Below are 22720 nucleotides of genomic sequence, written 5' to 3'. Positions count from 1 at the left end.
CACCATGGCACAACGCAACACCTACCGCGAGGACGAGGAGCTCGAGGAGCAGATCAACCTGCATGACATCCTGCGCATCGGCAAGTACCTCAAGCCGTACAGGGCCGAGGTCGTGCGCATCCTCGCCGTCGTGATCCTCATGAGCTGCATCGCGGTCGCCGTGCCGTACCTGACCAAGATCATGATCGACCAGATCATCCCGTCCGGCGACATGCAGGGGCTGCTCGCGCTCGCCGCCGTGTTCGTCGTCGCCATCGTCGCCTACGAGCTGTGCCTGCGGTACCGCACGGTGGCGATCACGCGCGTCGGCCAGCTCATGCTCAAGGACATGCGCCGCGACATCTTCACGCACATCCAGACGCTGCCGTTCAGCTACTTCGACTCGCGGCCGCATGGCAAGATCCTGATCCGCGTGGTCAACTACGTCAACACGCTGTCCGACACGCTCTCGTCGGGCCTGATCAACGTGATCTCCGACGTGTTCACGTTCGCGATCACGCTGGTCGTGATGTTCGTCATCGACTGGCGGCTCGCGCTGTTCAGCCTCGTGCTGTTCCCGGTGCTGGTCGTCTGGGTGCGCGTGCTGCAGTACTTCCAGCGCCGCGCCTACCAGAAGCTGTCGAACAAGCAGAGCAACCTCAACGCCTACATCCACGAGTCGATCGCCGGCGTGAAGACCACGCAGACCTTCGCGCGCGAGCGGGCGCAGTACCGCACCTTCCAGGAGCAGTACGCCGACCAGCGCACGGCCTGGATGCACGCCGTGCACATCCAGTTCCTGATGTGGCCGGGCGTGCAGACCATCTCCGTGATGACGATCTCGCTGATCTACTACGTGGGCGTGATGGGCGTCGGCGGCGTGGACGTGACCACCGGCGTGCTCATCGCGTTCGTCGGCTACGCGAACAACTTCTGGAACCCGGTCATCAACATCGGCAACTTCTACAACCAGCTCATCACCTGCTCGGCGTACCTCGAGCGCATCTTCGAGACGCTCGACGTGGTGCCCGAGATCGCCGACCGGCCCGACGCCGCCGACCTGCCGCAGATCGCCGGGCGCGTCGACTTCGACGACGTGGTGTTCCGCTACGAGGAGGGCGGCCGCAACATCCTCAACCTGGTGGACTTCCACGTCGAGCCCGGCCGCACCGTCGCGCTCGTCGGCCCGACCGGCGCCGGCAAGACGACGATCGTCAGCCTGCTGTCGCGCTTCTACGACGTGTCGGAGGGCGCGGTGCGCATCGACGGGCACGACGTGCGCGACGTGACGCTCGCCTCGCTGCGCCGGCAGATGGGCGTGATGCTGCAGGACACGTTCATCTTCTCCGGCGACGTGCGCGAGAACATCCGCTACGGCCGGCTCGACGCCACCGATGAGCAGATCGAGGCGGCGGCGAAGGCCGTGCACGCCCACGAGTTCATCATGGACCTGCCCGACGGCTACGACACGGTGGTCGAGGAGCGCGGCTCGACGCTGTCCGCCGGGCAGCGCCAGCTCATCGCGTTCGCGCGCGTGCTGCTCGCCGACCCGCGCATCCTGATCCTCGACGAGGCCACGTCGAACATCGACACCCGCACCGAGGAGGCGCTGCAGGCCGGCCTGAACCACCTGCTGGTCGGCCGCACGAGCTTCATCATCGCGCACCGCCTGTCGACGATCGAGAACGCGGGCGAGATCTTCTACATCGACCACGGGCAGATCGTCGAGCACGGCACGCACGAGGAGCTGCTGGCGGCCAAGGGCGCGTACTACCGGCTTTACGAGTCGCAGTACGCGATGATCCGGGCCGCGCACGGCGCGATCGACGAGTAGCGGGCGGCCGGCGGTCGCCCGCGGTGGGCGGCGGCCGGCCGGTCGGCCGGCGGACGGGCCGGAGGCACAGGCGTCGCCTCCGGCCCGTTGCCGTCTTGGCGCCGCCGCACGGTGATCCGACGGTCGGAGCGGGGCGGTGTAGACTATGCCGCAGATGCGGCCGGCCGGGCCGCGTTCGGAAACGGAGGTGACGCGGTGGCGGAACGCGACGACGATGACGTGAACGGCGCGGCGGGGGCATCGGACGCCGGCTCGCGCGAGGGACTCGTCTTCACCGAGGAGCAGCGGCGGGCGATCGCCGATCTGGCGAGCGAGAACACCTACGCGAAGCAGTCGAAATGGCGCACGTTCCGCGAGCTGCCGATGAAGGACAAGTGGCCGTTCTTCGCGCAGCACTTCCTGCTCGGGGTCGTCGCCGTCATCGTGGCCATCGCGTTGGTCGTGATGTTCGTCGTCGAGAACCTGACCCGCGACCCCGATCCGCTGCTGTACATCGCCGGCGTCAACGTGCCCTCCGACATCAGCGAGCCGATGGAGCGTCTGGACGAGGGCTTCGCCGCGAGCAGCGGGCTGGACGGCGAGCTGGTCACCTACGACGGCGCGTTCACGATCACCGCGAGCGGGTACAACGGCGGCACCTATGACAGCAGCGCCCGCCTGCTGACGATGGCGTCCGCCGGCACGCTCAACGCGATCATCACCGACGAGGAGACGTTCGCGCAGCTGAGCGCGGCCGGCATGGTCTCGCCGCTGGCGGACGTGCTCACCGATGCGCAGCTGTCGGAGCTGGACGAGGCCGGCGTGACGGTGGAGGCCGATTCCAGCGACGCGCAGGGGACCGGCATGACCGACAAAGGGCTGGACCTGTCGCGCTCGCAGGCGTGGGCGTCGGTCGACGGGCTGCCCGACGGCATGATCCTCGGGTTCTCGAACGTGTCCGAAACCGGCGTCGAGTATCCGCAGGCGTTCGTCGACTACCTCGATTTCTCCTGACGCGTGGCCGGTCCCGCGACGCGGTGCCGGCGGCGGATGCGGCGTTGCGTGGCGTCGACCGGGGGCGGAGTCGATTTGTCCACCTCGTTGTCCGGCCGCACATGAGGAGTCCGCGATGGCACTTCCGTCTCATACAGCGTCCGTTCCCGCGGACGACCCGACGGGGGAATCCACTTCATCAACGATTTGTCCACCTCGTGGCGTGCCGTGTCGCCGATACCGTGGTGCGTGTATTCGGCATCCGCCGCAGTCATCGTTGAGGAGGACACCATGGGCGAACCGGCACGACACAGCCATCCGCTCGACATCCGTCGGGTCGGCGTCACCGACGAGTTCTGGCGCACCCAGCAGGAGCTGGTGCGCACGGCCGTCATCCCGTACCAGTGGGACGCGCTGAACGACGCCGTGCCCGGCGCCGCCCCGAGCTACTGCATGCACAACTTCAGGGCCGCCGCCCGGCAGAACGCCGCCAAGGCCCGCGAGGGCAGGGCCTTCGTGCCGCCGACCTACACGTTCCGCGGCTTCGAGGCGCTGCCCGAGGACCCGTCGCGCCCCGACCCCGACACGTTCTACGGCTTCGTGTTCCAGGACACCGACTTCTCCAAGTGGGTCGAGGCGGTGGGCTACAGCCTGGCGCGGCACCCGGACTCCGAGCTCGAGGCGACCGCCGACGCGGCCATCGAGATCGTCTGCGCGGCGCAGCTCGACAACGGCTACCTGGACACGTACTACATCCTCAACGGCATGGACCGCCACTTCACCTATCTCAAGGACCACCACGAGCTGTACTGCCTCGGGCACCTGATCGAGGGCGCGGTGGCGTACTACCAGGGCACCGGCAAGGACCGCCTGCTCGGGGCCGCCTGCCGCTTCGCCGACTACGTCGACTCGGTGTTCGGCCGCGAACCGGGCAAGCTGCGCGGCTACCCGGGGCACGAGATCGCCGAGATGGCGCTGGTCCGTCTGTATGAGACCACCGGCGAGCAACGATATCTCCACCTTGCGCGGTACTTCGTCACCGAGCGCGGCCAATCGCCGCTGTACTTCGAGCAGGAGGACCACGCCCGCGCCGAACACGACGGCACGCCGTTCGTGCCGAACACCAACCTGCCCAAGCCGTACGCCTACTATCAGGCGCACGAGCCGGTGACGGAGCAGGACGAGGCCGTCGGCCACGCCGTGCGCGCCTGCTACTTCTACTCCGGCGTCGCCGACGTCGCGCGCCTGACCGGGGACGCCGACCTGCTGGCCGCATGCCGCCGGCTGTGGCGCAGCATCGTCGACCGCAAGCTCTATGTGACCGGCGGCGTGGGCGGCACGCACATCGGCGAGGCGTTCTCCTTCGACTACGACCTGCCGAACGACACCGCGTATTCCGAGACCTGCGCGGCGATCGCGCTCGCGTTCTTCGCGCGCCGCATGCTGGAGATCGAACCGGTGGGCGAGTACGCGGACGTGATGGAGCTGGCGCTGTACAACACCACGCTCGCTGGCATGGCGCTCGACGGCAAGAGCTTCTTCTACGTCAACCCGCTTGAGGTGGACCCGAAGGCCTGCCATCAGGACGAACGCAAGTTCCACGTGAAACCGGTGCGGCAGAAGTGGTTCGGCTGTGCCTGCTGCCCGCCGAACATCGCGCGCATCATCGAATCGATCCAGCAGTACGCCTATACGGTGGACGACGATTCGTCCACCCTATACACCCATCTGTACATCGGCGGCACCGCAACGGTCGACCTCGGTGCGGATGCCGGCCGCAGCCTGACGCTGGAGATGACGGCGGGCATGCCGTGGCGCGGCGACGGCCGGGCGGTCGTGCGGATCGCTGATGGTGCCGCCGGCGTCGTAAGCAGTTCCGCTGGTGCCGGTGTCGGCGGTCATGCCGATGACCGCGACGGTTGCGATAAGCCGTCCGGGATCCGGCTCGGCGCATGCGGCGATCATGCCGATTGCACGGGCGGCAGCCGGGGCGGCGAGGGCAGCGGTTCCGGTGATGGCAACGGTTCCGTCGGCGGCGACCATGACCGCCTCGGCGTCGCTGCGACGCTGGCGTTCCGACTGCCCGCCTGGGCGGGCGGCGAGGCCGCGGCCGACGCCGTCGCCGTGCAGTACGCCGACGATTCGTCCACCCCGCGCATCGCGCACGAGGTGAGTGACGGCTACGTGTACCTGACCGGCGTGTGGCACGACGGCGACGCCGTGGCGTTCGACTTCCCGATGCCGGTGCGCATGCTGGCCGCCGATCCCCACGTGCGCGAGGACGCCGGCAAGGTGGCGTTCATGCGCGGCCCGATCGCGTTCTGCGCCGAGGGCGTCGACAACGGCCCCGACCTGCACCTGCTGCACGTCGACGCCGAGACCGTCGCCGCGCACCCCGAATCGGTGCAGGTGGACGATATTACGTTCCATGCCGGGGCGCGAGGAATGGACGAGTCCGGTCTCGGCGAGGTCGACGCCGTGGACCGCCCGATGGTGACGCTGACCGTCCCCGGATGGCGCGAGGTCGCCGACGATCCCGGCACGGCCGGGGACCCGGCGGCCGGAGCGCCCCCGTCGCCCGCATCGTCCCCCACGGCCGCGGGCCTGTACCGCCCGTGGCGGCCGGTCCGTCGCATGGCGACGCCGGTGACGCTGATCCCGTACTTCGCCTGGGCGAACCGCGGGGAGAACGAGATGGCCGTATGGCTGCGCGTGTGATCGCCGTCGCGCGCGCATGCGACGCGCGCCCGGCCGCCCCCGAGGGGCGTCTGCTACGGTGACGGTATGACGGTGTCGATGGGGCGCCTCGAAGGCCCGGTGGACTTTCTTTCGGTCGGACAGTTCGTGTCCGGACCGGGGTGGCGGCATATGCGCCGCACGCTCGACTCGCACGAGCTGGTGTTCGTCCGGCGCGGCGTGCTGCCGATCCGCGTGGGCGAGCGCCGCATGCACGTCGCGGCCCGCCAGCTCGCGCTGCTGCCGCTCGGCGTCGAGCACGCCGGCACCGAGACGATCACCGCCGACCTGGAGTTCTTCTGGATGCACTTCCGCATGCCGCGGTCCGGTCCGTCCGCGGGGCGGCCCCGCAACCGGCGCGACGACCCCGGCGCCGTCCGCCCGCAGACGCTCGGCCCGGGCGACGCGCCGCCGCAGGACGAGCGCTGCCTGCTGCTGCCCGAGCTGGCCGACGCGGCCGACGGCGACCGGCTGTCGGTGATGTTCTCGCAGCTGTTCGACATGTACGCCGAGCACGGCCCGCATTCGAACGCCTACTGCGACTACTTCGCTACCAGCCTGCTGCTGGAGGTCTCCGCGCAGGAGCGCGCCGGCGCCACGGGGGCGGCCGCGGACCCCGGGTTGGGCATGATGCGGTCGGTGCGCTCGTGGATCCGCGCGAACGCCTGCGAGGACATCACGGTCGCCAAGGTCGCGCGGCGCTTCCATTACTCGCCGAGCTACCTGACCGCGCTGTACAAGCGGGTGTTCGGCGTCGGCATCGCCGAGCAGGTGGCCGAATGCCGGATCGACCGGGCGCGCGAGCTGCTGTCGTCCACCACCAGCCCCGTCGCGGACATCGCGCGGGAGGTCGGGTACGACGATCCGAAATACTTCATGCGGGTGTTCAAGCACCGCACCGGCCTGACCCCGGGGCGGTACCGCGACGCGTTCCCCGCCCGGCTGTTCAACTCCGAGTGACCGCGAACGGGGCGGGGCGGCGGGCGCCCGTGGAACGGCCCGTCGGGCCGCCCGGCGGGCGGGCCGCCCTGGCCGGCGCCCCGTTCGTCCGCGGCGCAACAAGCGTCCGTCCGCGTCGATCCGCGGCGGCAACTTACAGGAAAGGATGATGATGACCGATTCGACCGCAACGACCGAGGCAGTCGGCGTGACCGCAACGACCGGGATGGACGGGGCGACCGGCGTGACCGGTGGCGCCGCCGCTCCGGCGCCCCTCAAGGCATGGCGTCCGCCGATGGGCTGGAACTCGTGGGACTCCTACGGCACGACCGTCACCGAGGACGAGGTGCTGGCCAACGCGCGGTTCATGGCCGAGCATCTCAGGGCCGCCGGCTGGGACACCATCGTCATCGACATCGACTGGTACGACCCGACCGCCCGCGCCCACGGCTACAACGCCGACGCCCCGCTGATCCTCGACGGCTACGGCCGGCAGCTGCCCGACCCGGCGCGCTTCCCCAGCGCCGCCGGCGGGCGCGGTTTCGGGCCGCTCGCCGAGCAGGTGCACGCGCTCGGCCTCAAGCTCGGCGTGCACATGATGCGCGGCATCCCGCGCCTGGCCGTCGAGCGCGACCTGCCGGTCAAGGGCACCCCGTACACCGCGCGCGACGTGGCCGACCTCGACCACGTGTGCGTCTGGAACCCCGACAACTACGGGCTGGACCAGTCCCATCCGGGCGCGCAGGCCTGGTACGACGCGCAGGTCGACCAGTTCGCCGCGTGGGGGCTGGACTTCCTCAAGGTGGACGATATGCAGACGCCGTTCCACGTAGACGAGATCGCCGCCTACCATCGCGCCATCGCGAAGGCCGAGGCCGCGCACGGCCGGCCGATCACGCTGTCGCTGTCGCCGGGCGGCTGGCTGTCGACCGGATACGTCGACTTCCTGCGCGGCAACGCCGAGATGTGGCGCATCTCCGACGACCTGTGGGACCGCTGGGAGGACGTCGTCCAGCAGTTCGCCCGGCTCGCCCGCTGGGCCCCGTTCCAGCGGACCGGGCACTGGGCCGACGCCGACATGCTGCCGTTCGGGCACATCGGCCTGCGCGCCGAGCGCGGCGACGACCGCGACTGCCGGCTGACCCCGGACGAGCGGCGCTCGCTGACCGCGCTGTGGTGCATGGGCCGCAGCCCGCTGATGGTCGGCGGCGACCTGCCGACCTCGACGCCCGAGACCATCGCCCTGCTGGCCGCCCCCGCCCTGCGCGAGGTGACCGCCGGCTCGCGCGGCAACCACGAGACCGTGCGCGAGCGCATCTTCGCCGACTGGGGGGATGAATCGTCGTTCCGCGGGGAGCTCATCGTCTGGGCCGCCGACGCCGCCGACTGGGCCGACGGCACGCCCTCCGCGCATCCCGGCGGCCGGTACGCCGCGCTGTTCTGGACCGGCGACGACCCCTACGAGCTCGGCCGCACCATCGAGCTGCAGTCGATCGTCGGGCTCGACCGGCGCGAGGAGCCGTGGAGCGTGGCCGATCTGTTCGCCGGCGTGGCCGACGGCGCGACCCCGGCCGACGTGAGGCTGGAGGGCGAGAGCGCCGACCGCGTCATCCGCGGCACGATCCCGCCGCACGGCGTGCTGTGGATCGCCCTCGACCCCAGGTGACGCGCGGACGGTTGGCGGCGGTCCCGCACGCGGGCCGGCCGCGGACCGCATGACGGGCGTCCGGGATGTCCGGGGGCCGGGATGGGCCGGGCGCGCCGCGGTCGGGAATCCGACCATGGCGCGCCCGGCCCTGTCGTCCCCGGCCGCGGGGCTCCCTCGGATTGCGCCCGCGCGCCCGGCGGCCGGCCGGGGCGGTCCGGGGCGTCCGGGACGGTCCGGGCACGTCCCGTAGGCGCCCCGTCGCAGGCGCCCGCGGGACATGCGGGGCGGGTTCCGCTAGATCAGGCCGCCGAGTCCGTGGTCGGCGCCGTTCCGGGCGAAGACGGGCACCACGTCGAGCGGCGCGTCGACGGTGACGGTCCGCCCGCCGCTCAGTCGTTCGCCGGAGTGCAGGTCCGTCCATGTCGTGGATCCGTCGCCGGGCAAGTACACGTCGCGTGAGCGGGCGCCCGGTTCGGTGACCGGCGCGACGAGCAGGTCGGGGCCGAACAGGTATTCGTCGGCGATGTCGGCGGCGGCCGCATCGTCGGGGAACTCGTAGAACAGGCCGCGCGCGATCGGCTGCCCCGATTCGTGCGCCTGCGCGAACAGCTCGCGCGTATATGGGCGCATGGCCTCCCTCGCCGCGATGTACTTGCGCGCGATCCGTTCGACGTCGGGCCCGTAGCTCCACGGCTCGTTGTCCGCGCCGGTGTGGATGTGGTCGATCGGGTTGCCGCGGCGGTCGAACGTCGGCTCGCCGACGACGCGCGTGGCGGGCAGGCGGTCGCCGTGGTTGCGCATCACGGGGGAGAAGCAGGAGAACTGGCACCAGCGGACGTACAGCTCGCGGAACGCGGGGTCGTCGGGGTCGCCGCCGGCGAAGCCGCCCATGTCGGTGGTGAACCACGGGATGCCGGCCATGCCCATGTGCACCTGGCAGGTGATCTGCGCCTTGAGGTCGTCGAAGGTGGAGTGCACGTCGCCCGACCAGACCAGCGAGCCGTAGCGCTGCGAGCCGGCCCAGGCGGCGCGCGTCAGGTTCACGATCCCGTTCTCGCGCCCGATCTCCAGCTGCCCGTCGTAGAACGTCCTGTTGTACAGCTGCGGGTACACGTTGCCGACCTTGTTCGCCGGGCCGATGTGGAACAGGTAGTGGTCGTGGTCGTAGTCGCCGCCCCATTCGGGCTCGGCCTCGTCCAGCCAGAACGCGTCGACGCCCAGGTCGGCGTAGTTGCGCTTGGCCAGGCCCCACACGAAGGCGCGCGCCTCGGGGTTCGTCGCGTCGAGGAACTGGTTGTCGCGCGGCCACCACATGCCCACGTCCTTGCCGCTGGCCGCGTGCGCCAGATAGTTGTGGGCGCGCATCTCGTCGTAGTTCTCGGATTCCAGGTCGATCTGCGGCCAGACCGACACCATGAGCCTGACGCCCATCTCGTGCAGCTCGTCGGCCATGGCCTTCGGGTCGGGCCAGAACTCCTCGTCGAAGCGGAAGTCGCCCATCAGCGGCCAGTGGAAGAAGTCGACGACGATCAGGTCGAGCGGGATGCCGCGGCGCTTGAACTCGCGCGCGGTCTCGAGCAGCTGCTCCTGGTTCCAGTAGCGCAGCTTGCACTGCCAGAACCCCAGGCCCCATTCGGGCATGACCGGCGCGTGGCCGGTGGCGTCGGCGTACTGGGCCATGATCCGCGCGGGCGTGTCTGCCGCGGTGACCCAGTAGTCGATCTGGTCGCAGGCCGCGGCCTGCCACTGCGTGCCGGTCTTGGCGAACGTGGCGCGGCCGACCGCCGGGTTGTGCCACAGGAACCCGTATCCCTTCGAGGAGACGACGAACGGCACCGAGACCTGGGAGTTGCGGTGCGCCAGCTCCAGCGACGCACCCTTGAGGTCCATGACGGGCTGCTGATACTCGCCCATGCCGTACAGGTGCTCGTGCGGGTCGGCGTCGAACGTGACGGTGGTGCGGGCGCCGCCGCCGGGCAGCGGCTCGTACCTGCGGGCCTTGAGCCGCAGCGCGCCGCCGTCGTCGGCCTCCTTGAGCAGCACGTTGCCGTCGGCGTCGGTGAAGGTCAGCTCGCACCGGCCGTCCCAGCGGGGCATGCGCGCGGTCACGGTGACGCCGCCGTTGGTCAGGGACGCTTCGCTGCCGTCCTCGGCGATGACGATGGCCGGCGCGGGCGCGTCGGCCGGCGGCGGCAGCAGCGCCCAGTCGGCGTCGGCGATCGGCTGCATGAATCGGGCCCGGACGCGGACGCTGTTCGCGCCCCATGGCTCGATGCGGACGGACTCGCCGTCGCCCACCCAGGTCAGGGCGCAGTCGGCGGCGGTGAACGGTGAGGTGATGGTCATGGAAGCTCCTTTGCTGGCTTGTGCGGAATGCGCTCGCGGGCGTGCCCGCGGGCCTGTCCGCGGGCGCTTGGCTGAGGCGGCCCCGTCGACAGGCGGGCATGCCGCGTCGTCACAAGAATTGTAGCGCTAAAATTCCGTGCCGCCAACCGGTGGGGCGTTGTGGGTGGGTCATGCCGCGGCGCCGTTCCGCCGGGCGCCGCGGCGTTCGGGCGAAGGGTCCGGCGCGCCCGGCGGGGCCTGGGGTCAGGTCCGTTCGCCGCTGCCCCGGGAGGCGAGGCGGTATCCGAGATCGACTGTCCGCGGCGCCGGGGGGCGGCCGGCGTCCCGTTCGATGCGCGCCATGAGCAGCTCCAGGCACACCCGGGCGGCCTCCTGCGGGTCGATGGCCACGCTGGTCAGGCCGGGCGTGAGGTACTGGCCGTCCTCCACGCCGTCGAACCCAGTGACCGCCACGTCCTGCGGCACGCGGACGCCGGCTTCGGCCAGCGCCTTGAGCGCGCCGATGGCGATCGGGTCGTTGAGGCAGCAGACGCCGTCGAAGTCGCGGCGCTCGTCGAGGATGGCCCGCATGCGGCGGTACCCGGCCTCGCGCGTCCAATCGCAGGGATAGACGTCGTCGGCGCGGTACGGCAGACCCGCCGCCAGCAGCCCCTCGGCCGCCCCGCGGACGCGGCGCTGCTCGGAGGTGCCGGCGTCGTCGAAGCGCTCCGGCGGCAGGTACCCGCCGCCGAGTGTCAGCACCCGGCGGCAGCCGTGCCCGATCAGATGCCGCGCCGCCGCCGCCATGCCGTCCGTGCAGGGGGTGAACACGCAGTCGCACCGCCCCTCCAGGCCGAACCCGTCCAGCAGCACCAGCGGGTGGGTCCGGGCGAAGCTCTCCATCTCCGCCGAGACGGAGCTGGGCCAGCAGATGATCGTGCCGTCGCAGATCTGGCTGGTGGCGCTGGACAGCATGCGGCGCTCGAAGTCGTGCGAGAACCGCGTCTGCTGCACGATGACCTGGTATCCGAGGGCCTGTGCCTGGTCGGAGACGGCCGCGGCCAGGGCGGCGGGGAAGATCAGGTCGAAGTCGGCGACGGTCAGCCCGATGACCTGCGTGCGTCCCGAGCTGAGCTGGCGCGCCGCGATGTTGGGGTGGTAGCCCAGCTCCTTGGCGGCCGCGATGACCTTGCAGGCCGTCTCGGGGCGCACGACCGTCCTGCCGCGAAGCGCGTTCGACGCGGTCATGCGCGAGACGCCGGCGCGTGCGGCGACATCGTCGAGCGTGACCATGGCGTCTCCTTTCAAACGGCCCCGGGTCCATGGTATCGTGCCGCCCCGCGGTCCGCGCCCCGCCCGGCGGTCCGTCCGCGTCGGCCGCGTGGCCCGCCGTCGTCGCGGCGTGGGCGCGCCGCCCCGCGGCCACGGCGGGCGTGCTGGCCGCCGGCGATCCGTACGCGGGCGTCCGCGGCGAGGTCGGTCGGGCCCCGGTCCCGGGCGGCCGGGCGCGGCGTGCGGCATGGCGTCCGCCGCGGCGATTGAATCGATTAGCGTGTCGCGGCGCCGCGGTCTACGCTGAATCGGAATACAACGTTGTCTCATGCGCCGGTATCGCAGCGGCGCCATGACGTCGACCATGATGACCCCTCACCCCGCAAAGGAGCGCCGATGACCGACACCCTGACCGCCACTGTGGACGCCTCCGCCGTCCGCCGCATCAGCACCGACCTGTGGGGCATCTTCTTCGAGGACATCTCGTCGGCCGCCGACGGCGGCCTGGCGTGCGAGCTCGTCCAGAACGGCGCGTTCGAGTACTCGCGCGCCGACCACCCCGACTGGAGCGGCTACACGGCCTGGCGCAAGCCGGTGCCGGCCGGCTCGTTCGCCGCGTTCGGCCTGCGGGCCGCGGATCCGGTGGCGGAGGAGAACCCCCATCACGCGCGGATCGAGGTCCGTTCCGTGGCGGGCGGCCCGGTCGGCCTGGAGAACACCGGCTTCGACGGCATGGTGTTCCGCGCGGGGGAGACCTACCGGTTCTCGATGTGGGCGCGCACGGCGTCCGGGGGAGCGATGCCGGTGCGCGTGGAGCTGGCGGGCGACGACGGCGCGCCGCTGGCGGACGCCGGACTGTCCGTGTCCTCACGCGATTGGACGAGGTACGAGGTGACGCTGTCCGTTCCGGCCTCATCCGCCGCGGACTGCGCCGCGTACGGCGGATGCGGCGGGGGCGGGACGCCGCGTGAGCCGTGGAACGGCCCCGCGCTGGCCGTGCGGGGCACGCTGCGGGTGATGTTCCTGGCCGAGGGCGTGGCGGACGTGGACTTCGTCTCCTGCGAGCCGGCCTCCACCTACAAGGGGCTGGAGCATTGCCGCCCCGATCTGGTCCGCGCGCTCGACGAGCTGCATCCGCGGTTCGTGCGGTTCCCCGGCGGCTGCATCACCCACGGCCTGGGGCTGGACAACATGTACCGGTGGGAGCGCACGATCGGCCCCGTCGAGCACCGGCCCCACGACTTCAACGTATGGGGCTACCACCAGAGCTTCCGCATCGGCTTCTACGAGTACTTCCGCCTGTGCGAGACGATCGGCGCCAAGCCGTTGCCGGTGCTGCCCGCCGGGGTGAGCTGCCAGAACACCAGCCAGGGGCCGGTGCCGATCGCCGACGAGGACATGCCCGGCTACATCGACTCCGTGCTGGGGCTGATCGACTTCTGCAACGCGGACCCCGAGACCAACGAGTGGGCGGCGAGGCGGGCCGGGATGGGTCACCCGGAGCCGTTCGGGCTGGAATACCTCGGCATCGGCAACGAGGATCGGATCGACCCCGTCTTTGAGGACCGGTTCCGCCGCATTCACGACGCGGTGCGCGCCGCGCACCCCGAGATCGTGATCGTCGGCACGGTCGGCCCCGACCCGAGCGGCCGCGACTACGACGAGGGATGGCGCATCGCCCGAGAACTGGACGTGCCGATCGTGGACGAGCACTCCTACCGCTCGCCCAGCTGGTGGTTCCGCAACCTCGACCATTACGACCACGCAGACCGGAGCGGCCCGAGGATCTACCTGGGCGAATACGGCTCGCGCGACGTCCATCTGCTCAACGGCCTGGCCGAGGCCGCGGCCATGGGCCGGATGGAGGCCAACGGCGACGTGGTGACGATGGCCTCGTACGCGCCGCTGCTGTGCAAGAACGGCCACAACAGCTGGGACCCCGATCTCATCTACTTCGACAACGAACGGGTCTACCGCACTTACAGCTACTGGGTGCAGCGGATGTTCGCCGCCGCCACGGCCGACACGGCGTGGCCGGTCGCCGTGGACGGCGACGTCATGTTCCGGCGGAGGCTTCCGCGCACGGTGGGCCTATCCGTCACGGGCGGTGCGAGCGCGGACATCACGGACATCGTCGTCACCACCGACTCCGGCGAGCGGGTCGAGCTGCCCGGCATCGCGTATCGCGGCAACGGGCCGGTCTCGACAGGGCTGGCGCTCGACGCCGACTCGTACACGGTGGACATGACCGTGACCTATCACGAAGGCATGTGGGGCGTGCAGGTGCATATGGGCGACGTGGACGGACCGGACCACAACGTCGTCTCGTTCGGCCGCAGCTTCGAGTTGCAGCTGGTGCGCGAAGGGTGCGGGTCGACCATCGCCGGCACCGAGGTCTCCATGGACGCGGTGCGTCCGGGCACCGCATGGCATGCGCGGGTCGCCGTGTCCGACCGCGGCGCCGGCATGGCGCTGGACATCGACGGCAGGCCGGTCGTCTCGGGGTGGGAGGACCCGGCCGAGCCGCGTCGCGCGGTGGCCGTGGCCCGCGACTCGGCCTCCGGCACGACCTACCTGCGCGTCGTCAACGCGATGGCCGCCCCCGTATCCGTGGACCTGTCCCGGGTGCTTGCCGCGCTGGACATCCCGATGGCGTCGCGCTCCGCGGCCACGGCGAGCGTGCTGACCGCCGGCGATCCGTACGCGGGCGTCCGCGGCGAGGAGGCGCCGACGCGCCCGGTCGAAACGCCCTGCGACCTGGGGGCCGGCGTCTACGAGGCGCCGGCGTGGTCGTTCACCGTCATCGCGGTGTGAGGCGCGCGTCGCCCCGCGATCCGGCAAACGGCGCGGGCCCCGGGCCGGGCCCGGGCGGCGCGAGCCCCGTCCCGGCTACACTGGGGAACCATGAGCAAGCACCATCGCGACCGCAGCTGGGCGCCGGCCCCCGAACCGCTGCCCGAGGACGCCCACGTCATCGACAACCACACGCACGTCGCCTCCGTCGTGCCGTTCTCGCGCGCGATGAGCCACGAGGCCGAGGCCAAGGGGCAGCCGCCGGTGCCGGTCTACGACGTCGACGAGCTGCTCGGCCAGGCCGCCGCGGTCGGCGTCGAGGGCGTCATCGACTCCGGGTGCGAGCTGCCCGAGCTGATGACCGCCGTGCGGATGGCGGTCGACCACCCCGGCGTCGTCCACGCCGCGATCGCCATCCATCCCAACGAATCGGTGCTGCACGGCCATCGCGGCGTGCCCGGCCCGGACGGGCTGGAGCTCAAGTACAAGCCGCACCACGACGTGCCGTTCGAGGACGCGCTCGCCGAGGTGCACCGCCTTGCCGTGGCGTACCCGGAGCAGGTCGTCGCCATCGGCGAGACCGGCATGGACTTCTTCCGCACCGGCGGCGCCGCCCGCGAGCTGCAGCGCGAGGCGTTCCGCGGGCACATCGCGCTCGCCAAGGAGCTGGGGCTGCCGATGCAGATCCACGACCGCGACGCGCACCGCGAGGTCATCGAGACGCTGCTGGCCGACGGCGCGCCCGAGTTCACCGTGTTCCACAGCTACTCCGGCGACGCCGAGATGGCCAGGGTCGCCCGCGAGCACGGCTGGTACCTGAGCATGTCCGGCACGGTCAGCTACAAGGGCAACGACGGCATCCGCGAGTCCGCGCGCATCGTCGGCCTCGACCACGTCATGGTGGAGACCGACGCGCCTTACCTGTCGCCGATGCCGTACCGTGGGCGCACCAACGCGCCCTACATGATTCCCTACACGCTGGCCGCGCTGGCCGACGTGTTCGATCTGCCGGTGGCCGAGGTCGCGCGCGCGACGCGCCGCGTGACCCGGACCGTGTACGGGGTCTGAGGGGCGCGGCGGCCCATTGAGGGGCCGATCGGTCGTCGGCGGCGTGGTGTCTTGGCCGGGCCGGGCCCTGTGAGGTGGGATTGCGGCGTGGTCTGGTGGCGCGTCGGTCCTTGGGGGGCTTGCTGGACGGGGCGCGGTCCGGCAGCGCTTTACCACATACACATTGTGCGTTGTGAAAAGTCGGGATTCGCGCCTGAAATGGCCGATTTCAGCGCTTGCCGACGTACACATTGTGCGTTGGGTGGAGTGGCGGCCGATCGAGGCGGCCGCCGGTCAGCGGCGGCGTGTGGATTCGCGGGCGAGCAGCTCGTAGTCGGCGGTCATGTGCACGGGGGATCCGTCGGCGTCGCCGTCGATGCGTTTGAGCAGCAGTCCCATGGCCTTGCGGGCCAGGTCGTCGAGGTCGGTGCGGATCGTGGACAGCGAGGGGATGAAGCATGCGCCCTCCGAGATGCCGTCAAAGCCGATGACCGCCATGTCGTCGGGCACGCGCAGGCCGCGATCGGCCAGTCCTCGGATGACGCCCAGCGCGATGGTGTCGGTCATGCAGAAGACGCCGTCGACCGGGCGCCCGGAGTCGGCGATGGCGTGCGCGCACCGCCGCGCGCTTTCCGGATCCCAGGGCGCGAGGGGGATGAACATGTCCGGCTCGATGGGCATGTCCGCCTCCTCGAGGGCGTGGAGGCTGCCCAGCATGCGTCGGCTGGAGACCTTCGCCGATTTGCGGTCGTCGGCGAGGTCCTCGAAGTCGGCCCCGACGACCAGGATGTGGCGGCAGCCGATGTCGATGAGGTGGCGGACGGCCGCCTTCGCGCCTTCGACGCATGGGGTGTCCACCGAGTCGAACACCGGGTCCGGCGACACGTCGTCGAGCAGCACCATCGGCTTGCCGCCGGACAGCGCCCGCAGCTCCTCGTCGCTGACGTTGCTGGGGCTGAAGATCATCCCGTCGCACAGCTGGCTGGTGACCTTGCGCAGGATGGAGATCTCGCTCTCCTTGGAATTCGACGTCTGCTGCACGATGACCTGCAGGCCGTGCCGTTCGGCCTCCCGGGACATGGCGGCGCTCATCTCGGACGGGTACGGGCGGTCGAGCTCGAAGATCGCGACGCCGACGACGCCGTTCCGCCCCGAACGCAGGGATCGTGCCGAGAGATTGGCGGTGTAGTGCAGGCGCTTCGCGGCCTCGCGGACGCGCGCGGCCGTCGCGGGGACGATGCGCGGGTCCCCGCGCAGCGCGTACGACGCCGTGGCGCGCGATACGCCGGCTGCTTTGGCGACATCGCTCATGGTGACCATGCGCCTTCCCCCTTCGTTCGCGTTGTAGGCTTCGGTGCTGACGGCGATCCGCCTCTGCAAGACACAGTATACCAAGCAGATTTGACACGATTCAACATTGGGTGCATAATGGGTGCATCGTGATTTGAATCGTGTCAAATAATCGATTCAAATCACGTGCCGGGACGAAGCGGTACCTGGCTCGACATCAGTGGCCATGTGGGTCATGACGACGCAGGCGGTGTGGTCTGCGACGAAAGGAGAAGCAATGAAACTCAACAAGGCAGTTCGGGTCGCCGCCGCGCTCGCGGCGGGTGCGATGCTGTTGCCGCTGGCCGCGTGCGGCGGCGACACCGCCCAGAACGACGGCAAGACGACGCTGACGATGTTCACGTGGGACAACGACCAGGTGATGAAGCCGTACATCGAGGCCTTCGAGGCGAAGTACCCCGACATCAAGGTCGACCAGAGCAGCGCCCCGGCGAACGGCGACAAGGCGCAGATCCTCAACACCCGCATCACCGGCGGGCAGGCCCCCGACGTGTTCTACTTCGGCAACGCGAAGAACGACCTGCACGTCGCCCAGGACCTCGTCCTGGACATCACCGACGAGCCGTTCGTGGAGAAGATGGGCGACGGCAGCCGCGCATACATGTCCAAGGACGGCAGGGTCTACGGCGTGACCTCCACGGCGTGGGAGTCGGGCATCGTCTACAACAAGGAGATACTGGCCAAGGTCGGCGCCGACGAGATTCCGGAGACGTGGGACGAGTTCATCGACCTGTGCAAGAAGATCAAGGACGAGCTGGGCGTCACCCCGTTCCAGGAGCACCTCGACGAGACCCCGCACCTCGTGGCGGCGTGCATGGGCGGCCATTACGCCGCCGAAGGCAACGAGGAAGGCGATCTGGCGATCATCAACGGCGACACCACCTTCGAGAAGGAGTACCAGGGCTGCCTGACCCAGTGGATGCGCCTGTACGAGGAGGACGTCGAGTCCCGCGACTCCGTAGGCGTCAGCGGCGAGCAGGCGCTGCAGGAGTTCATCAACGGCAACGCCGCGATGATCATCACCGGCGCGTGGGACTTCACGAAGCTGAACGAATCGGGCATCGACTGGGCCATGGACCTCGTTCCGACGTTCGAGGGCGGCGAGTCCCGCTACGGCGCCGGCGCCGACAGCCCCGGCTACGCGATCTACGCCAAGGTCGAAGGCAAGAAGCTGGACGCGGCCAAGAAGTGGCTGGAGTTCATGCTGAGCGACGAGGCGCTGCAGATCACCGCGGACGCGGGCAACATCGTCACCGTCAAGGGATTCGAGCAGGAGATCGACCCGCACTACCAGAAGGTGTATGACGAGGGCCTGAAGCTCGGCAAGTACTATCTGCCGAACCAGAACTTCGGCGTGCAGAGCGACGCGATCGACACCGAGGCGACCTCGCAGTACCAGCTGCTGGTCCAGGGGCAGACCACCCCGGAGCAGTGGGGACAGAACATGGACGCGAAGGTGGCCTCGCTGTCCTGACGCGCGGCCGTCGCGGCCCGGGGCGCGGGCCGCTCCCGGCGCAACGGCGCCGGCCGGTTCGCGCCCCATTCGCGACCGTCGGGTCGGATTCGGAAGGAAGGAGTCAAAGATGACCATTCGGCGGAAGACCAAGGCCGTATACGCCAGCGACAGGGAACTCGAACGGCGCAAACGCATGAGGAACCTGAAGGAGGACGTCGCCGCCTCGTGGTTCCTGCTGCCGATCTGCGCGGTGTTCGTGGTGCTGTATGCCGTGCCGCTGGCGCAGACGCTGTACTACTCGCTGACGGATTGGGACGGGCTGAACCTCAATCCCGGCTGGGTCGGCTTGGAGAACTATGCGAAGATATTCTCCGACGCCTCCATCCTGGAGGGACTGGGCTTCACCATCGTGTATGCGGTGCTCACCACGCTGCTGGTGACGGTGATCGCCATCCCCCTGGCCGTCCAGCTCAACCAGCGGTTCCTGGGCAGGAACTTCGCCCGTTCGCTGTTCTTTTTCCTCTCGGTGCCCTCGCTGGCGCTCATGGGCATGGTGTGGAAGCTGATCCTCTCCCCGCTGCAGTCCGGCATGATCAACACCCTGCTCGTCAACCTCGGCCTCGACACCGTGCCGTGGCTGTCGAACTCCCGGCTGGCCCAGGCCTGCGTGATCTTCGTGGGCGTCTGGGCGCAGATCGGCTGGCATGCCACGCTGTATCTGGCGTATCTGCAGTCGATTCCGTCCGATCTGTACGAACAGGCCCGGGTGGACGGCGCCAACGCGCGCCAGCAGTTCATCCACATCACGCTGCCGCAGCTGACCCCGGGCATCGTGGTCTCGATGTTCCTGCTGATGTCGGGCGGTCTGAAGGTCTACGACCTGCCGTTCACGCTGACCGGCGGCGGCCCCGGCTTCGCCACGAACACGGTCAGCCAGGCCATCATCGACCGGGGCATCGGCCAGCAGCAGTACGGCATCGCCTCCGCGCTGTCGGTGCTGTTCACCATAGCGATGTGCGTGGTGATTTTCGCTCAGCTGGGCATCTCCAGCATGATTCAAAGGAGATTCGTGTGATGAATACGCCGGCAAAGAAATCAGGGACGACGCGGCGTGGGACGGGCATGACGTTCTCCGCGCGCGCCCGCATCGCCTACTGGGTGCGCACCGTGGTCATCCTCGCGCTCGCCGCGGTGTGCGCGATTCCGCTGTGGTACGTGCTGATCAGCACGTTCAAGTCCGGCGTGGAGATGTACTCGGATCCGCTGGGCCTGCCGAAGCACTGGGTGTTCGGCAACTACGCCAAGGCCTTCGACGAGCTTCCCATCGTCCGTTCGTTCTTCAACACGCTGTTCGTCACGGTGTTCGGCGTCGTGTTCCAGGTCGCGATCGGTTCGCTGGCCGCCTACGGCATGATCATCCGCAACTCGCGGTTCACGGCCCTGGTGGGCGCCGTGCTGATGATCGCGTTCGTGATCCCGTCGCAGGCCACCCTGATCCCGCTGTACCGCATGGAGGCGGCCACCGGCCTGGTCAACACCCTGCCCGGTCTGGTGGTGCTGTACCTGGGCGGGGCGGTGTTCTGCTACTTCCTGATCGTGGGATACATGAGGAGCCTGCCCTATGAGCTCATCGAGGCCGCGCGCATCGACGGCGCGAGCTCGCTGCGCATCTACTGGACCATCGTGCTGCCCCTGATCCGCCCGATCCTGACCACCGTGGTGGTCTTCCAGACGCTGAGCACGTGGAACGACTTCATGAACCCGAACGTGTTCATCTCGTCGACGGAGAAGAAGACGATCGTGCTCCAGGTCTACAACGCCGTCGGCCAGTTCGCCACGGACTGGACCGTGTTCATGACCATCACGGTCATCGCGCTCGTGCCGGTGTTCGTCTTCTTCGTGCTGTGCCAGCGCTGGATCGTCTCCGGCCTGGTCGCGGGGTCGGTCAAGGGCTGAGTCTTTGCCGCAAGCCTTGTGGGAGGTCGAACAATGCGACGACGATGGTCGGAAGACGAGATCTGGGCGTGGTACACGGAACGGGAGTGGATCTCCGGATTCAATTTCGTGCCGAGCACGTCCACCGGGGGCGTACTGTATCTGCTGCAGGAATACGGGCACGACGAGGCGTTCCGGCAGGCGGCCAAGGAGATCGCGCTGGCCGCGGGCCTGGGGCTCAACAGCGTGCGCGTGCACCTGCCGTTCGAGGTGTGGCTGCGCCAGCATGATGCGTTCTTCGCGCATCTTGACGAGTTCCTTGCCCTGCTGGACGGCTATGGCATGACGATGATGCCCATCCTGTTCAACGACTGCGTGCCGCCGCGCAGCGCGTTCCGGGAACCGGTCTTCGGCCCCCAGCCGGAGCCCGTCCCCGGGTTCTTCGGCGGCACGGACGCCAACTCGTTCGACGAGGACACGCAGTTCGGCGGCGCCGTCGGGTACAGCATCACCGACGATCCGGGAATGGAGCGCCACGTCGAGCGGTACGTCCGCGAGATGGCCGGCCGGTACGGCGACGACCGGCGGATCCTGATCTGGAACGTGTGGAACGAGCTGGGCAACTCCTCTCGGGGCGATATGTCCATGCCGCTGATGCGCAAGGTGTTCGCCTGGCTGCGGGAGGAGGACGTCACCCAACCCCTGACCGCGGAGGTCTGGGGTGCCATGCCGGACGGCGGCGGCGACTACTACCGGTGGCTTCACGATCCGCGCATCCACAGCGCCACCGAGCGGGAGTCGGTCGAGCTGTCGGATATCGTCAGCTTCCACTATTACGGCGACTACCTGCATGCCAAGCGTTTCGTCGCGTATCTGCGTCGGTTCCGCCGGCCGCTGATCAACACCGAGTGGATGCACCGCCCCCTGGGCAGCTGCATCGAGACGCATCTGCCGCTGTGGAAGCGCGAGGGCGTCGGCAGCTATTTCTTCGGCTTCGTCAACGGCAAGACGCAGTTCGACGTGGTCTGGGACTTTCTCAAGCCGTACCCCGGCATCGACCGGAATCTGTGGATGCACGACATCTTCCACGACGATTTCACGCCGTACGACAAGGACGAGATCGCCGTGATCCGGGCGTGCAATTCCGACAAGCGTCTGCCGGCAACGGCACATGGAAGGAGGCAGGATGTCGACCATGCCTGAACCCCGGGTTTCCCGCGCCGCCGCGCCGGAGGCCCTGCCCCACCGCGTGAACGACACGGTGCTTGCGACCAATCCGCTGCGCCGGTACTGCGCCGATCCGAACCTGGCGGTCTTCGACGGCCGGTACTTCCTGTACTGCACCGACGACGGCGTCGACGACTGGGGCACCACGGCCTTCAGCGTCTACGTCTCCGACGACCTGGCGACGTGGGAGCGCCATCCGGCCCTGGACCTGCGCGACGTGCCGTGGTGGAGCGGCGCGGACGGCGCCTGGGCCCCCTCCATCGTCAAGGCGGCGGACGGGCGCTACGTGATGACCTTCGTCGCCGACTCGCAGATCGGCGCCGCGGTGGCCGACACCCCCTACGGGCCGTTCGTCGCCGAGCCGGAGCCGATCGTCCGCCGCGGCGAGTTCGACTGCCACACCATCGACCCCGGCACGTTCGTCGACGACGACGGCACCCGCTATTTCCTGTGGGGCAACGGCCGCGCGTGCATCGCGCCGTACGCCGACGACTGCCTGGGGTTCGACCGCGACCGCGTGGTCTCGTGGGTGCCCGGCGACTTCCGCGAGGCCATCTGGATCCACCGGCGCGCGGGCGTGTACTACGCGTCCTGGAGCGAGAACGACGCCCGCGATCCCGAGTACTGCGTGAAGTACGCCATGTCCGAGTCGCTGGAGGGGCCGTGGAGCGAGCCGCGCACGCTGGTCGAGCAGGACCCGGGGCACGGCATCTACGCGACGGGGCACCACAGCATCGTCAACATTCCCGGCACCGACGAGTGGATCATCGCCTACCATCGCTTCGCCTACCATCCGGGCGGACGGTGGGAGGGCGGCGACGGCTGCCATCGTGAGGTCGTGTTCGCCCCGCTCGTGCACCGGGAGGACGGTTCGATCGAGCCGGTCCGCCCGCAGGTGGGGTCATACGTTCGGCCGCTGGCCTTTTGACCGGCTGCCGGCGGTGCGGTCTGGACTGGTCGTTCCGGTCGCTCGCCGGTGGCGGCGGTTTCGGTCGTGGATATCCAATGATGCGCTGACGGGCGCGGCTTCAGCTTCAATGTTCTGAATGCGCGTATGGCCGTGGCTGGGCTGGGCGGGGTGCGTCGATGGCGTGCTGATTCCGTCCCGCAGGGTTCGGGGGTTGGTCCGCGGAGAATGGCGGTTTCCCGCCAAAGCCCGCGGACCAACCCCCAAACCCTGCGGCACTCTTCGGCGGCGCTTTACCAC

General features: G+C 69.5%; 15 protein-coding genes. 12 read left to right on the top strand and 3 right to left on the bottom strand.

What is annotated here, in order from left to right; genetic code table 11:
* Positions 1–4: 4 nt before the first annotated feature.
* From KIH73_RS01745 to KIH73_RS01725, 5 genes are all read left to right on the top strand, one after another.
* Positions 5–1813: an ABC transporter ATP-binding protein gene (locus tag KIH73_RS01745; RefSeq protein WP_219079910.1), complete on the top strand. Its 1809-nt coding sequence runs from the start codon at positions 5–7 to the stop codon at positions 1811–1813.
* A gap of 195 nt (positions 1814–2008) precedes the next feature.
* Positions 2009–2806: a hypothetical protein gene (locus KIH73_RS01740; RefSeq protein ID WP_219079908.1), complete on the top strand. Its 798-nt coding sequence runs from the start codon at positions 2009–2011 to the stop codon at positions 2804–2806.
* A gap of 270 nt (positions 2807–3076) precedes the next feature.
* Positions 3077–5503 carry a glycoside hydrolase family 127 protein gene (locus KIH73_RS10810; protein WP_236022505.1) on the top strand — a complete coding sequence of 809 codons (2427 nt, stop codon included), beginning with the start codon at positions 3077–3079 and terminating at the stop codon, positions 5501–5503.
* A 66-nt stretch (positions 5504–5569) separates the two neighbouring features.
* Complete coding sequence (locus tag KIH73_RS01730) at positions 5570–6481, top strand: AraC family transcriptional regulator (protein ID WP_219079906.1); 912 nt, start codon at positions 5570–5572, stop codon at positions 6479–6481.
* Between the two features lie 274 nt (positions 6482–6755).
* Positions 6756–8126, top strand: a complete 1371-nt coding sequence (locus tag KIH73_RS01725; RefSeq protein ID WP_219079985.1) for a glycoside hydrolase family 27 protein — start codon at positions 6756–6758, stop codon at positions 8124–8126.
* A gap of 276 nt (positions 8127–8402) precedes the next feature.
* On the opposite strand, the gene KIH73_RS01720 is transcribed toward KIH73_RS01725, so the two are convergent.
* Positions 8403–10454 (bottom strand): glycoside hydrolase family 31 protein, encoded by a 2052-nt coding sequence (locus KIH73_RS01720; protein ID WP_219079904.1) that lies wholly within the window; start codon positions 10452–10454, stop codon positions 8403–8405.
* Between the two features lie 243 nt (positions 10455–10697).
* Positions 10698–11726 carry a LacI family DNA-binding transcriptional regulator gene (locus KIH73_RS01715; protein ID WP_219079902.1) on the bottom strand — a complete coding sequence of 343 codons (1029 nt, stop codon included), beginning with the start codon at positions 11724–11726 and terminating at the stop codon, positions 10698–10700.
* Between the two features lie 375 nt (positions 11727–12101).
* On the opposite strand from KIH73_RS01715, the gene KIH73_RS01710 reads away from it, so the two are divergent.
* Together KIH73_RS01710 and KIH73_RS01705 are read left to right on the top strand one after the other, a co-directional pair.
* The gene (locus KIH73_RS01710; protein WP_219079900.1) at positions 12102–14519 is read left to right on the top strand and encodes an alpha-L-arabinofuranosidase C-terminal domain-containing protein; all 2418 of its coding nucleotides are present in this window, start codon (positions 12102–12104) and stop codon (positions 14517–14519) included.
* A gap of 90 nt (positions 14520–14609) precedes the next feature.
* Complete coding sequence (locus KIH73_RS01705) at positions 14610–15566, top strand: TatD family hydrolase (protein WP_219079898.1); 957 nt, start codon at positions 14610–14612, stop codon at positions 15564–15566.
* A gap of 273 nt (positions 15567–15839) precedes the next feature.
* On the opposite strand, the gene KIH73_RS01700 is transcribed toward KIH73_RS01705, so the two are convergent.
* Positions 15840–16865, bottom strand: a complete 1026-nt coding sequence (locus KIH73_RS01700) for a LacI family DNA-binding transcriptional regulator (RefSeq protein ID WP_219079896.1) — start codon at positions 16863–16865, stop codon at positions 15840–15842.
* A gap of 247 nt (positions 16866–17112) precedes the next feature.
* On the opposite strand from KIH73_RS01700, the gene KIH73_RS01695 reads away from it, so the two are divergent.
* The 5 genes from KIH73_RS01695 (at position 17113) to KIH73_RS01675 (ending at position 22441) form a co-directional block, all read left to right on the top strand.
* Complete coding sequence (locus KIH73_RS01695) at positions 17113–18369, top strand: ABC transporter substrate-binding protein (protein ID WP_219079894.1); 1257 nt, start codon at positions 17113–17115, stop codon at positions 18367–18369.
* A gap of 109 nt (positions 18370–18478) precedes the next feature.
* Positions 18479–19426 carry a carbohydrate ABC transporter permease gene (locus tag KIH73_RS01690; protein WP_219079892.1) on the top strand — a complete coding sequence of 316 codons (948 nt, stop codon included), beginning with the start codon at positions 18479–18481 and terminating at the stop codon, positions 19424–19426.
* Between the two features lie 47 nt (positions 19427–19473).
* Entirely contained in the window at positions 19474–20307 is an 834-nt protein-coding gene (locus tag KIH73_RS01685) for a carbohydrate ABC transporter permease (RefSeq protein WP_219079983.1), read from the top strand.
* Positions 20308–20340: 33 nt separating this feature from the next.
* The gene (locus KIH73_RS01680; RefSeq protein WP_219079890.1) at positions 20341–21489 is read left to right on the top strand and encodes a beta-galactosidase; all 1149 of its coding nucleotides are present in this window, start codon (positions 20341–20343) and stop codon (positions 21487–21489) included.
* Positions 21482–22441, top strand: a complete 960-nt coding sequence (locus tag KIH73_RS01675) for a family 43 glycosylhydrolase (RefSeq protein ID WP_236022504.1) — start codon at positions 21482–21484, stop codon at positions 22439–22441. The genes KIH73_RS01680 and KIH73_RS01675 overlap by 8 nt, the downstream gene beginning before the upstream one ends.
* The last annotated feature ends 279 nt before the right edge of the window (positions 22442–22720 follow it).

Origin of the sequence: Bifidobacterium phasiani (assembly GCF_019331775.1) — a bacterium.
In the GTDB taxonomy this organism is placed as follows: domain Bacteria; phylum Actinomycetota; class Actinomycetes; order Actinomycetales; family Bifidobacteriaceae; genus Bifidobacterium; species Bifidobacterium phasiani.
This window is presented reverse-complemented; position numbering and strand designations above follow the sequence as displayed.

What these genes read in the sequence shown, in the direction of transcription:
- KIH73_RS01700 (WP_219079896.1), bottom strand. Translation starts at nt 16,865, where the DNA reads ATGGTCACCATGAGCGATGTCGCCAAAGCAGCCGGCGTATCGCGCGCC.
- KIH73_RS01675 (WP_236022504.1), top strand. Translation starts at nt 21,482, where the DNA reads ATGCCTGAACCCCGGGTTTCCCGCGCCGCCGCGCCGGAGGCCCTGCCC.
- KIH73_RS01685 (WP_219079983.1), top strand. Translation starts at nt 19,474, where the DNA reads ATGACGTTCTCCGCGCGCGCCCGCATCGCCTACTGGGTGCGCACCGTG.
- KIH73_RS10810 (WP_236022505.1), top strand. Translation starts at nt 3,077, where the DNA reads ATGGGCGAACCGGCACGACACAGCCATCCGCTCGACATCCGTCGGGTC.
- KIH73_RS01690 (WP_219079892.1), top strand. Translation starts at nt 18,479, where the DNA reads ATGACCATTCGGCGGAAGACCAAGGCCGTATACGCCAGCGACAGGGAA.
- KIH73_RS01710 (WP_219079900.1), top strand. Translation starts at nt 12,102, where the DNA reads ATGACCGACACCCTGACCGCCACTGTGGACGCCTCCGCCGTCCGCCGC.
- KIH73_RS01725 (WP_219079985.1), top strand. Translation starts at nt 6,756, where the DNA reads ATGGGCTGGAACTCGTGGGACTCCTACGGCACGACCGTCACCGAGGAC.
- KIH73_RS01730 (WP_219079906.1), top strand. Translation starts at nt 5,570, where the DNA reads ATGACGGTGTCGATGGGGCGCCTCGAAGGCCCGGTGGACTTTCTTTCG.
- KIH73_RS01695 (WP_219079894.1), top strand. Translation starts at nt 17,113, where the DNA reads ATGAAACTCAACAAGGCAGTTCGGGTCGCCGCCGCGCTCGCGGCGGGT.
- KIH73_RS01715 (WP_219079902.1), bottom strand. Translation starts at nt 11,726, where the DNA reads ATGGTCACGCTCGACGATGTCGCCGCACGCGCCGGCGTCTCGCGCATG.
- KIH73_RS01720 (WP_219079904.1), bottom strand. Translation starts at nt 10,454, where the DNA reads ATGACCATCACCTCACCGTTCACCGCCGCCGACTGCGCCCTGACCTGG.
- KIH73_RS01680 (WP_219079890.1), top strand. Translation starts at nt 20,341, where the DNA reads ATGCGACGACGATGGTCGGAAGACGAGATCTGGGCGTGGTACACGGAA.
- KIH73_RS01745 (WP_219079910.1), top strand. Translation starts at nt 5, where the DNA reads ATGGCACAACGCAACACCTACCGCGAGGACGAGGAGCTCGAGGAGCAG.
- KIH73_RS01705 (WP_219079898.1), top strand. Translation starts at nt 14,610, where the DNA reads ATGAGCAAGCACCATCGCGACCGCAGCTGGGCGCCGGCCCCCGAACCG.